This window comes from Microbulbifer agarilyticus (genome assembly GCF_001999945.1).
Taxonomy (GTDB): Bacteria; Pseudomonadota; Gammaproteobacteria; order Pseudomonadales; family Cellvibrionaceae; genus Microbulbifer; species Microbulbifer agarilyticus_A.
On record NZ_CP019650.1, the window covers coordinates 259,208 to 270,977 of the forward strand.

Annotated in this window: 10 protein-coding genes; 7 read left to right on the forward strand and 3 right to left on the reverse strand. The window is 59.0% G+C overall.

The genetic code is table 11. The annotated features are described in order from the left end of the window. Positions 1-10 precede the first annotated feature (10 nt). Together Mag101_RS01075 and Mag101_RS01080 are read right to left on the reverse strand one after the other, a co-directional pair. Complete coding sequence (locus Mag101_RS01075) at positions 11-1,159, reverse strand: PilT/PilU family type 4a pilus ATPase (protein ID WP_077399580.1); 1,149 nt, start codon at positions 1,157-1,159, stop codon at positions 11-13. A gap of 215 nt (positions 1,160-1,374) precedes the next feature. Next, positions 1,375-2,409 (reverse strand): type IV pilus twitching motility protein PilT, encoded by a 1,035-nt coding sequence (locus tag Mag101_RS01080; protein ID WP_077399583.1) that lies wholly within the window; start codon positions 2,407-2,409, stop codon positions 1,375-1,377. A 98-nt stretch (positions 2,410-2,507) separates the two neighbouring features. Between Mag101_RS01080 and Mag101_RS01085 the strand changes: the two genes are divergently transcribed. Beyond that, on the forward strand, positions 2,508-3,203 hold the full coding sequence (locus tag Mag101_RS01085; RefSeq protein ID WP_077399586.1) for a YggS family pyridoxal phosphate-dependent enzyme: 696 nt from the start codon (positions 2,508-2,510) through the stop codon (positions 3,201-3,203). An 85-nt stretch (positions 3,204-3,288) separates the two neighbouring features. On the opposite strand, the gene Mag101_RS01090 is transcribed toward Mag101_RS01085, so the two are convergent. Then, positions 3,289-5,325: an alpha/beta hydrolase family protein gene (locus Mag101_RS01090; RefSeq protein ID WP_077399589.1), complete on the reverse strand. Its 2,037-nt coding sequence runs from the start codon at positions 5,323-5,325 to the stop codon at positions 3,289-3,291. Between the two features lie 263 nt (positions 5,326-5,588). Here Mag101_RS01090 and proC point away from each other — a divergent pair, with 263 nt between their 5' ends. From proC to Mag101_RS01120, 6 genes are all read left to right on the forward strand, one after another. Beyond that, on the forward strand, positions 5,589-6,425 hold the full coding sequence (gene proC / locus Mag101_RS01095; RefSeq protein ID WP_232325085.1) for a pyrroline-5-carboxylate reductase: 837 nt from the start codon (positions 5,589-5,591) through the stop codon (positions 6,423-6,425). Positions 6,426-6,437: 12 nt separating this feature from the next. Next, entirely contained in the window at positions 6,438-7,043 is a 606-nt protein-coding gene (locus Mag101_RS01100) for a YggT family protein (protein ID WP_077399596.1), read from the forward strand. Between the two features lie 244 nt (positions 7,044-7,287). Continuing rightward, positions 7,288-9,255: a dynamin family protein gene (locus Mag101_RS01105; RefSeq protein WP_077399599.1), complete on the forward strand. Its 1,968-nt coding sequence runs from the start codon at positions 7,288-7,290 to the stop codon at positions 9,253-9,255. 123 nt (positions 9,256-9,378) lie between these two features. Continuing rightward, positions 9,379-10,602: a homoserine O-succinyltransferase MetX gene (gene metX / locus Mag101_RS01110; RefSeq protein WP_077399602.1), complete on the forward strand. Its 1,224-nt coding sequence runs from the start codon at positions 9,379-9,381 to the stop codon at positions 10,600-10,602. Further along, the gene (metW, locus tag Mag101_RS01115) at positions 10,602-11,192 is read left to right on the forward strand and encodes a methionine biosynthesis protein MetW (protein ID WP_077407965.1); all 591 of its coding nucleotides are present in this window, start codon (positions 10,602-10,604) and stop codon (positions 11,190-11,192) included. The genes metX and metW overlap by 1 nt, the downstream gene beginning before the upstream one ends. Before the next feature lie 86 nt (positions 11,193-11,278). After that, entirely contained in the window at positions 11,279-11,728 is a 450-nt protein-coding gene (locus Mag101_RS01120) for a DUF4426 domain-containing protein (RefSeq protein ID WP_077399605.1), read from the forward strand. The last annotated feature ends 42 nt before the right edge of the window (positions 11,729-11,770 follow it).

The window sequence follows — 11,770 nt, forward strand, 5'->3', positions numbered from 1 at the left end:
GGGCATTGAATCAATACAGCTGCGGGCCGCTGTTGTTGTCGTTGTCGCCGGCCAGGCTCAGTTCGTCGGCGGCGCTGTTGAGGTACTCGGCGTCGGACTCCGACTTGAGCTTGATCATCAGGCGCAGGTCGTTCGCGGAGTCGGCGTGAGCGAGGGCGTCTTCGTAGGTGATTTCGCCGCGGTCATACAGTTCGTACAGGGCCTGGTCGAAAGTCTGCATACCCTGTTCGATGGAGCGTTTCATCAGCTCTTTCATTTTGTGTACTTCGCCTTTGCGGATCAGGTCCGACATCAGCGGGGTGTTGATCATGATTTCGAGACAGGCGCGACGACCGTCGCCGTCCGGCGTCGGTACCAGCTGCTGCGCGACCATGGCCTGCAGGTTGAGCGACAGGTCCATCCACAGCTGTTCGTGGCGGTCCGCCGGGAAGAAGTGAATGATCCGGTCCAGCGCCTGGTTGGCGTTGTTGGCGTGCAGGGTACACAGACACAGGTGGCCGGTTTCGGCGAAGGCGATGGCGTGGTCCATGGTTTCCCGCGAACGCACCTCACCAATGAGGATGACGTCGGGGGCCTGACGCAGGGTGTTCTTCAGGGCGGTCTCGAAGGATTCGGTGTCGAGGCCCACTTCGCGCTGGGTAACGATACAGCCACGGTGCTGGTGGATAAATTCGATGGGGTCTTCGATGGAGATGATGTGACCCTTCGAGTTCTCGTTACGGTGGCCGATCATGGAGGCCAGTGAGGTGGATTTACCGGTACCGGTTGCGCCCACAAAGATAATCAGGCCGCGCTTGGTCATGGCGAGCTCTTTGAGCTGCTCGGGCAGGCCGAGTCCGTCGATGGTGGGAATCTTGGTTTCGATTCGACGCAGTACCATGCCGACGAGGTTGCGCTGGAAGAAGGCGGATACCCGGAAGCGGCCGACGTTGCGCAGGGAGATGGCGAAGTTGAGTTCTTTGTTTTCGATGAACTCTTTTTTCTGCCGGTCGTTCATGATGCCGATAACCATTTCCCGGGCTTTTTCCGGAGACAGCGGTGAGGTGGTGACGGGAACGATTTTGCCGTGCAGTTTGATGGAGGCGGGTACGCCGGCGGTGATGAACAGGTCGGATGCGCCTTTTTCGCTCACCAGTTGTAGGAGTCGTTCGATTTCCATTTTTATTTACCGCTTGGGGTGTTCGTTCTTAACTTTATTCGGTGGCGGCGAGGCACCGGGCAGGGATTTTCAGGACCGCTGTAAACCCATCCCTGGGCGCTGCGGCGCAAACATCCTGTCTGCGACGCTCCTGAAAATCCCTACCCGGCACCTCGCCTTCAATTCTTATTTCAGTGCTTCGTAAGCGCTCGTTTAATCAGTAACGCAAGCGCTATTTAGAAATTCTCCGGCATCTTCGCTTTTTCACGCGCGACTTCGCGAGTGATGATGCGTTTCTCAAGCAGGTCCTGCAGGCACTGGTCCATGGTCTGCATGCCTACGTTGGCACCGGTCTGGATGGCGGAGTACATCTGCGCGATCTTGTCTTCGCGGATCAGGTTCCGGATCGCCGGGGTGCCGCGCATGATTTCGTGGGCCGCCACTCGGCCGCCGCCGTTGCGCTTGAGCAGGGTCTGGGAGATTACTGCCTGCAACGATTCCGAGAGCATGGAGCGCACCATGGCCTTTTCTTCCGCGGGGAATACATCGACGACACGGTCGATGGTCTTGGCGGCGGAGGTGGTGTGCAGGGTGCCGAATACCAGGTGACCGGTTTCCGCGGCGGTCAGTGCCAGGCGGATGGTTTCCAGGTCTCGCATCTCACCAACCAGAATGATGTCCGGGTCTTCACGCAGTGCGGAGCGCAGTGCTTCGGAGAAGCCGTGGGTATCGCGGTGCACTTCCCGCTGGTTGACCAGGCACTTCTTGGATTCGTGTACGAATTCGATCGGGTCCTCTACGGTGAGGATGTGCTCGTATTTGTTGTCGTTGATGTAGTCGATCATCGCCGCCAGCGAGGTGGACTTACCGGAACCGGTAGGGCCGGTCACCAGTACCAGGCCGCGCGGGGTGTCGGAGATCTGCTTGAACACTTGGCCCATCCCCAGGTCTTCCATGGTGAGTACCTTGGAGGGAATGGTCCGGAATACGGCGCCGGCACCGCGGTTGTGGTTGAACGCGTTCACACGGAAGCGGGCCACACCGGGGACTTCGAAGGAGAAGTCGGTTTCCAGGAACTCTTCGAAGTCCTTGCGCTGCTTGTCGTTCATGATCTCGTAGATCAGACCGTGGACCTGTTTGTGCTCCATAGGCGGCAGGTTGATGCGCCTAACATCGCCATCTACCCGGATCATGGGGGGCAGGCCGGCGGAGAGGTGCAAATCCGAGGCGTTCTGCTTGGCGCTGAAGGCGAGGAGTTCTGTAATGTCCATACTGCTACCTTTATTCTTCTATTACATTCACTGGTCGATATGACGCGGGGGCCGCAAGCACATAGAATGCCCGCCGAGCAAAAGTTGGGTCCCAGTATATGCGCAAAGGGTCGATCCCCGAAAACCTGAATTCCGTGGCTGAGCGAATCGTCACAGCTTGTCGTAGTTGTGACCGGCGAGCCGAGGATGTCACGCTGCTGGCGGTGTCCAAAACCCGCCCGGCGGCGGACCTGCGGGAGGCCTATGGGGCAGGCCAGCGCCATTTTGGCGAGAACTACCTGCAGGAGGCGCTGGATAAACAGGCCGAGCTGGCCGATTGCGCCATCACCTGGCACTTCATTGGCCCGCTGCAGTCGAACAAAACCCGCGATGTGGCGGGGCATTTTCACTGGATGCACACGGTTGAGCGGTTAAAAATTGCGCGCCGCCTGTCGGAACAGCGCCCGGCGGATATGCCGCCGTTGAATGTGTGCCTGCAGGTCAATATCGATGGAGAGGATAGCAAGTCCGGGGTGAGTCCGGAGGATCTGCCGGAATTGGCCGCGGCGGTGGCGGCGCTGCCCAACCTGCAGTTGCGTGGCCTGATGGCGATCCCGGCACCACGCGGGGCATCGGAAGACCAGCGCACGCCGTTTATTCAGCTGGCGACATTGCTGGATGCGCTCAAGTCCCAGCTGCCGGATCAGCCGCTGGATACGCTGTCGATGGGGATGTCGGGGGATATGGAGGCGGCGATATTCAGCGGCGCGACCATCGTGCGCATCGGCACGGATATCTTCGGCCGCCGGGATTAGCCTGGGCGCATGCCGCGACCAGGCTAATCAGGGGCTAGGGTGCGAGAGTTGAGTACGAGAGTTTAGTGCGAAAAAGGGAGCGGGATTAACGCTCGGCCCGCATCTCTTCGCTGGTCTCAGTCTGCCAGCTGGACACCGGCTTCTCGAGCAAGTGCTCTGAGAAGAACATTGCGGTCACCTGTGAGTAGATATCGCGGTTTTCCTTCTTGCGGTAGCCGTGCCCCTCGTTCAGGGCGTTCATGTACCACACCGGCTTGCCGCCTTCGCGCAGCGCCGCCACAATCTGTTCCGCCTCGGTTACTGGCACCCGCGGGTCGTTTTCACCCTGTACCACGAACATCGGTACCTGAATCTTTTCCACATTGTTGCTCGGGCTGATGCGTTCCAGGAAGGCGCGCATATCCGGGTTGCGCTCATCACCGTATTCCACCCGGCGCAGGTCGCGGCGGTAGTCGCGGGTATTGGTCAGGAAGGTGACGAAGTTGGAGATGCCTACGATATCCACCGCGGCGCGCAGTCGGTCGCTGTAGTGCATGGCGCTGGCCAGGACCATATAGCCGCCGTAGCTGCCACCGAATACCGCAACGCGGTCCGCATCGAGATCGGGCTGGGTTTCGATCCAGTCCAGCAGGGCGCCGATATCGCGTACCGAATCTTCGCGCTTGAAGCCGTTATCCAGTGCCACGTAGGTTTTGCCGTAGCCGGCGGAACCGCGCACATTTGGTGCAATCACCGCCGCCCCCAGCTTTTCCAGCCACAACTGGTAAGTACTGCTGAAGTAGGGGCGGTACTGGGCCTCCGGGCCGCCGTGGATGGAGATGATTACCGGCGCCGGGCCTCCTGTGTTGCGCGGGCGGTATACAAACGCGGGGATCTTGCGCGGCTCGCCATTCACCTCGTCAAAGGTTGGGTAGTGCACCAGCTCTGGCTCGACGAACTTGTCGGTATCCAGGCCGCCCACTTCGCTGAAGGTCCAGCGCTGCAGCCCGGCGGAGCGCAATGGGTTGCTGCGCAGGTTCAGGACAAAAGTATCGGTAGGGGTTTTGGGGGTGTTGATGGACAGGGCGAGCTGATCGCCGTCGTCATTAAAGGCCAGGCCGCCAATGACCCCGATCGGCATATCCTCGACCTTGCGGTAGCGCATGGAGCGCGGGTCCATGAGGTACAGCTGGTCCATACCGTTTTCATTCACGGTGAAGGCAGCGCGGCGACGGTCCTCGCTGAACGCCACCGAGGCGACGTCCCAGGCAATATCGTCGGTGATTACGCGCTCTTCCCCGTTGCTGAGGTCGTGGAATACCAACTCGGCAAATTCGCCGCGGCGGTCGGATACAAAGAAGAGGCCGTTGCCGTTGGCGGTGAAGTCCGCCGCGTAGTTGCGCGATTGCTTGTCTTTGTTGCCGGCGATCAAGCGCAAATCACCGCTTTCCAGATCCAGTACATGCACCAGCGAATTGGTGGAGGAGATGTACTGCTGCACCAGCAAACGGCGGTTGTCAGCGCTGAAGGATACCGGCCCCCACCAGCTGCCATCGGGTGATTCGAGGGCGAGGGTGCTGGTCTCGCCATTTTCTTCAATGCGGGTTATCCACAAGTCGTTGGCGCGGCCGTCGCGGCGGGTGCTCTGGTAGGCGAGCAAGGAGCCATCCGGGCTCCAGGCGATGGCGCTATTGCGGGATTCGCCATCGGAGAGCATGCGGCTCTCGCCAGTGGCCGCGTCGAACAGGAAGATCTGCGCATCCTCGCTGCCGCCGGCGTCCATGGTAAATGCCAGTTCATTGGATCCCGGGCGCGGTTCCACCTGCCCAACCGGCTCCTTGAAGAAGGTCAGCTGTTGGCGTGCGCCGCCGGGCTGATTTATCCGGTGGATCTGGTTTACGTCGCCGAAGCGGGTGGAAACATAGAGGGATTCGCCTTCCTCGGTCCAGCCCAGTACCGCAGCGGAGCGCACATTCTGGTAGCGATTCAGGTCTGCAGCGACCTTCTCGGGAAGGGCGGGAATATCTTCAAGAACGAGATTGCCGTTATTGAGGGTGCGGGTTTCCACGGCTGCGGAGACAACCGCAGACCAGGCAATCCCCGACGCGAGCAATAGCGATGCAAACATACGGTGTTTGTTCATGGGCTTTCCTTATTGCTTGTATCTTTATTATTTGAATCTTTGGTTTGTACTGTCTCCGCCATGGTATCCAACTCACTATTGGATACCACCGCTAGCGAGCGTATTTGCGGTGAGCCGACGCAGGCTGGCGAGGATTTCAATTGACGGGCTGAGTGTCCATAATTCGCGGCAGGAAAAGTAGCCAACAACGCTGGCTAGCAAAAGCCGCTGCAGGTGGTCATAGCAGGTGGCCATAGGCAGCAGCCAGCAAAGAGGAGCAAAAGGTGTCAGGACAGCAGCATTCAGCGATGGTGTTTATCGGCGGTGCCGGCAATATGGCGGGCGCGGTAATTGGTGGCATGGTGGCCAACGGTTACCCGGCGGATAAGATCGTTGCTACCGGGCGTGACGAGCAGAAACTCAAGGCATTTTGTGATCGTACCGGTGTGCACGGGCGTACCGATAATCTGGCGGCGGTGAAAGAGGCCGATGTGGTGGTGCTTTCGGTGAAGCCGCAGGTCATGCAGGCACTGTGCGAAACCATTGCCCCGGAAGTAAGTGCCAACAAACCTCTGGTGATTACGCTCGCTGCCGGTATTCCCCTGTCGGCTTACCAGCGCTGGCTCGGTGCCGGTGTGCCCATTGTGCGCGCGATGCCTAACACTCCGGCACTGGTGGGTACTGGAGTCACCGGTCTTTATGCGGGCGAAGGTGTCACCGATGAGCACAAATCCGTAGCCACGCAGATGGCGCAGGCGGTGGGGATTGCGCAGTGGGTGGCGGAGGAATCCGGCATAGATGAAATCATCGCGGTATCCGGTTCCGGCCCCGCGTACTACTTTCAATTTATGGAATCCATGATCGACGCAGCCGAGAAGGCGGGCATGGATCGCGCGGACGCAGAGCGCCTCACCTTGCAAACCGCTCTGGGCGCGGCGAAACTTGCGGTGGCCGCGGATGTGGATGTGGCGCAACTGAAGCGCAATGTGATGTCGCCCAATGGCACTACCGAAAGGGCGATCAAGCGCTTTCAGGAAGGCGGCCTGCCGCAACTGGTAGAGCAGGCGATGACAGACTGCGCTGCGCGCGCGGCGGAAATGGCGCAAGAACTGGATAAGTAAAAAGGAAGCTTAATGGCCAACACCTTTAGCAATATTGGCGTATTCATTCTCGCCACCGTCGGGATTCTGTTTCTGTTTGCGGTGCTGTTGCGCTTTATGCTGCAGCTGGCGCGGGCGGATTTCTACAACCCGATCTCGCAGGGCATCGTCAAGGTGACCAACCCGCTGTTGCGTCCGCTGCGTAAAATTGTGCCCGGCGTGTTCGGTATCGATATGGCTTCCCTGGTGCTCGCACTACTGGTGGGCTGGGTGATGATCATGGGCGCAGGGTTTCTCGCCGGCGCCGGCATGCTCAACCCGCTGAGCGCACTGTTGTGGTCATTCTTGGGTGTGCTGATGACGCTGATCGCCATCCTGTTTGTAGGCATGCTGATCTCTATTGTGGTCAGCTGGATAGCACCGCAAAGCTCACACCCGGCGCTGATGCTGCTTCGTCAGCTGCTGGAGCCGGTATATGCGCCGGTGCGCAAGATCATTCCACCGCTGGGGGTGATCGATATCAGCCCGATTTTCGTGTTCATCCTGCTGACGGTGGCGGACAAGCTGCTGGTGGGTTTTGCCCAGAGCGCCAGCATGCCGCAGCTGGTATACAACCTGTTCTGGCATATCCCTTTCTGAGGGTCGTTAGAAAGCTTCTGCGCGGGGCTGTCGACGCCCCGCTCGCTGTGTTTTAAGCGCCCCTCCCGGTCTATTAGAGCTGTCATAACTGTCAGCTCTCGTTTTCTCCCTCCGCATTTCACTTTCCTTACGCTATCCAGTTCGCGAAATCCCGGTGCCAGGGTTTAACTCCGGGCGCGCATGCTGGAGAATGCCCGGTGAAATTGTAAATTCGTCCAAGTAGTAAGATTAAGAACTCCCAAACATGGAAGATGTGACCTTGCGCCAGCACATAGCCGACTACGATCTCTGGAAGAAGGGGTTGGATACGCAGTTCGATCAGTTTAGTCAGTGGTTGGAAGAGCACTTCCCCAACTCTGCCGGTGCCCGTCAGGTGGTGCAGCAGGCGCGCCAGCTGTTGGTGGATGACCAGTTCACCGTCGCGCTTGTAGGCGAGTTCTCCCGCGGTAAGACCGAGCTGATCAACGCGCTGCTGTCACACACCTATGGCAAGCGGTTGCTGCCCTCGCGCCCCGGCCGCACCACCATGTGCCCTACCGAAATTTACAGCGATGGCACCGAACAGGCGTCTGTTCGCCTGCTGCCAATCGAGACCCTGGCCACCAATACCAGCCTGGAAAGCTTCCGTCGCATCCCGCAGAAGTGGGTCAATTTCGACTTTGACCCGGACGATGCCGCTGCCACTCGCGAAGCGTTGATGAAAGTCGCTGCCACCAAAGCGGTGACGCCGGAAGAGGCCGCGCGCTACGGCTTCGATCGCCGCCATCTGGATGGCACTGGCAACCTGGTGCAGATCCCGGCGTGGCGCTACGCGCTGATCTCCCTGCCGCACCCGCTGCTGGCCCAGGGCCTGCGCATTATCGACACCCCCGGGTTGAATGCCCTGGGTAACGAACCGGAATTGACCCTGTCCACCCTGCCGAGTGCGCAGGCGGTGGCGTTCCTGCTCTCCGCCGATGCCGGCGTCAGCGGCACCGACCTGAATATGTGGGAAACCCACCTGGTGCCGCTCAAGGAGCATCGCGGTACTGCGGTGATGGCACTGCTGAACAAGATTGACGTGCTGTGGGACGACCCGGACGAAGATCCGGACCAGATGCTGCGCAAGATGCGCGGTGAGGTAAGCAAGCTGCTGTCGCTGCCGCAGGAAAACGTGGTTGGCGTCTCCGCGAAAAAAGCCCTGCTGGCACGTGCCGAGCGCGACCCGATGCTGCTGCAGCAAAGTTGCTTTGGCGATTTTGAAAAGCTGCTGGTGCAGCGATTGATGGAACACCGTGACAAGGTGGCCAACCACCGCTCACTGCATCAGGCGCTGACCCTGATGGCGGACACCCGCGACCTGCTCAAGAACCGTCTAAATAGTGGCCGTGCGACGCTGGACCACCTGAAGCGCCGCGGCTCCGCCAGCCCGGAACAGTTTGAGGAACTGAAGCAGCTGCACGCTACCGCCAAGGAGCAGCACAAGTACTGTCACCAGGAACTGCTGACGCTGAAATCCAGCCAGCGCATGCTTGCCCGCCAGCGTGCCTCCCTGCTGGCACCGGTGTCCAGCCAGCAGCTACAGCAGTTGATCGACGAAACCCGCAAGGCATTGAACGAGCGCTGGTCGCCGCTGGGACTGGCGCGCGCCATCGATGGCTTTATGGGCGGTGTGGAATATCAGCTGTCCAATCTCGAGCGGGAAGTGGACCAGACCAACCGTCTCGTGGACGCCATTTACGATCGCTCCACGTTGAACAACATTATTTCTACCGAGCAGCACTTTGATATCGGCGGTTTCCGTGCAGCGCTGCGCGGCCTGCACCGCCAGGCGGCACAATTGCGCCGTTCACCGCAGCTACTGCTGGCGCGACGCAATCGCCTGACCGAGCGCTTTGTGGCAACCCTCGCCAACGAGGTGGGCCGCATGTACAGCCAGATGATCTCCTCCGTGGATGGCTGGCTGGAGCAGGTACTCGAGCCGCTGAAGCAGCATGTGCAGTACCAGAAGCACCTGTTGAATCGCCACATGATCAAGCTCACCGAACTGAAGCAGAAAACCCAGAGTAAGCGCACCGACCTGCGCGCTTTGGAAGAAGAACTGGTGCGCAATCACAGCGCGTTGGGTGGGTTGGAAGATCTGCTCAAGTACACCAAGGCGGCGCCACAGCCAATTGCACCGGCACCGGTTGCGGACAATGTTACGCCACTGAAGGCGCCCGCGACTTCCTAGCTTGTAGGCAAGTTTCGCGGCTAGCTGTGCCCCCAGGGGCACAGCGGCGAGTTGCCACAACAAGCTAACCGGTGTACTCCAGTCCCCAGCTTTCGTAAACTTGGCGCCCCGCCCAGTAAGTAAATGCGAAAAATTTTGACCACGGAAGCGCAATCTCACCAATCAGGAAAACCGGCAGGGCTGCCCGCCAACTCCGTCGGTATTGTCGAGCCAAAAAGCCACACATTTCCCGGCCCATTCAAGTTGGCCTGTGGCCGCGTGCTGGACGAATACACTCTGGTCTACGAAACCTACGGGCAACTGAACGCCGATAAAAGCAACGGCGTGCTTATCTGCCATGCGCTTTCCGGCCATCACCACGCCGCCGGCTACCACAGTGCCAGCGATAAACGCCCGGGCTGGTGGGACCACTATATCGGCCCCGGCAAACCCATCGACACCAACAAGTTTTTCGTGGTTGCCCTGAACAACCTCGGCGGTTGCCACGGCTCCACCGGGCCAACCTCCATCAATCCGGAAACCGGCAAGCCTTGGGGTGCAGACTTCCCGCCGCTACGCGCGCGCGACTGGGTGCACAGCCAGGCCCAGCTGGCCGACCTGCTGGGTATCCAGCAGTGGGCGGCGGTGGTTGGCGGCAGTCTCGGTGGTATGCAGGCCATGCGCTGGTCGCTGGAATACCCGGAGCGTTTGCGCCACTGCGTGGTGATCGCCTCGGCAATGAAGCTGTCTGCGCAAAATATCGCGTTTAATGAGACTGCCCGCCAGGCCATTACCTCGGACCCGGATTTCCGCGATGGCCGTTATCTCGAAGAAGATACGTTGCCGCGCCATGGCCTCGCCGTTGCGCGCATGATCGGGCATATCACCTATTTGTCGGATGATGGGCTGGGCAAGAAATTCGGCCGCGAACTGCGTTCCGGCACCTTTGAGCAAGGTGTGGAAGAGTTGGTGGAGTTCCAGGTGCAAAGCTATCTGCGCTACCAGGGCGATTCCTTCTCCGGCAGTTTTGACCCGAATACCTATATCCTGATGACCCGCGCTCTGGATTATTTCGATCTGGCGCGGGAGTACGGTGACGACCCGGTGACGGCATTCTCCCATGCGCGCAGTAAATTCCTGTTGGTGTCGTTTACCTCCGACTGGCGCTTTGCCCCGGAGCGCTCCCGCGAAATCGCCGATGCCTTGATGCATGCCAATGTCCCGGTCACCTACGCGGAAGTGGAATCGCCCATGGGGCACGATGCCTTCCTGTTGCCGAATGCGCGCTACGAAAATATTTTCGCCGCATACATGAATAATGTTGCCCGCGAACTGGCGGACAGCGTGCGCAGCGAGGTGGCCCAATGATGCGTAAGGATCTCGATATCATCCACAACTGGGTGCCGGCGCAATCGCGGGTGCTCGACCTGGGTTGTGGTGACGGGGCGCTGCTTGAGCGACTGGCCAGTGAGAAGCAGGTCAGTGGTTACGGCGTTGAAATCGATCCGGAAGAAATTCAGAAATGCGTCGAGCGCGGTGTCAACGTGGTGGAGCAGAACCTGGATAACGGCCTGAAAAACTTCGCCGACCAAAGTTTCGATACCGTTCTAATGACTCAGGCCCTGCAAACCTTGCGCTTTCCGCACCTGGTGGTAGAGGAAATGCTGCGGGTCGGGCGCGAATGCATTATTACCTTCCCTAATTTCGGGCAGTGGAAAGCGCGCTGGCACCTGGCCTTTTCCGGCCGAATGCCGGTATCGGATTTATTACCGTACGAATGGTACGACACGCCCAATATTCACTTTTGTACTTTCAAAGACTTTGAGGTGCTGTGCCGGGAGCACAACTGGAAGATTCTGCACCGCCAGGCGGTATCGGAGTCCCCGGTTTCCGGCGTGTTGAAGGACTTTTTGCCGAATTTATTCGGCGAGACAGCGATTTACCATCTGACTCGCTAATATTATCTGTAGTGGGTCGTTTTATCCGCCATGCGGACAGGCCGCGACAAGCCTGATTTCGCACGGAAACCTGACAGGAGGACGCCGTGAAACGTTATTTTGCTGCTTTTATTTCTGTGGCCTTGCTGCTGTGGGCCGCAGCGGCCGCGGCGCAACAAGCCAAAATCATCGAGAACCATCAGGATTTCGGCGATTATCGTGTGAGTTATTCGGTATTTAACAGCGACTTTATTACTCCGGAAATCGCGCGCGAATACAATCTCGTGCGTGCCCGTGACCGCGCCTTTGTAAATATTTCCGTAGGTAAAAAAGACGGCACCAAAGGCGAGAGCGCCGATGTTTCCGGCAATGCGATGAACCTGATTCAACAGTCGCGCCCCCTAGTATTTCAGGAAGTGCGCGATGGCGATGCGGTGTACTACCTGGCGCCGTTCCGCTTCGAGAACGAAGAAAGCCTGACCTTCAAAATCGATTTGGTAATGCCCGACGGCAGCAAGCAGCAGCTGACCTTCCGTCGCCAGTTGCACAAGAACTGAATCGTATCCCGCCACCCTTTAACTATCTGACTAACAGCGAAC